The organism is Psychrobacter sp. 16-MNA-CIBAN-0192, assembly GCF_040309565.1.
GTDB lineage: Bacteria > Pseudomonadota > Gammaproteobacteria > Pseudomonadales > Moraxellaceae > Psychrobacter.
Window position 1 is genome coordinate 1 of record NZ_JBEOOX010000203.1, and the last position, 276, is coordinate 276.

Below are 276 nucleotides of genomic sequence, written 5' to 3' on the forward strand. Positions count from 1 at the left end.
GTGCAATACCAAAAACCCTAACTTATAAATTAAAATGATACATACCTTATAAATAGGCTCGATTTGAAAATGACAAGGAAAGAAAGATATGGATTGGGCAAGTATTTTTATTTATGACACCACGTGGGCATTTGCCGCTGAAATTGTGATACGCGTCATCGTGATGTTTGCTCTGATCATTTTGTTTTTACGCTTTACTGGCAAGCGCGGCGTGCGCCAACTGTCTATTTTTGAGCTAACCATTATTTTATCACTTGGCTCTATCGCAGGTGACCC

Annotated in this window: 1 pseudogene; it reads left to right on the forward strand. The window is 39.1% G+C overall.

Annotation, left to right across the window (positions count from 1 at the left end):
• Positions 1-88: 88 nt before the first annotated feature.
• A pseudogene (locus tag AAEY78_RS12925) lies at positions 89-276 on the forward strand (DUF421 domain-containing protein); the annotation flags it as partial.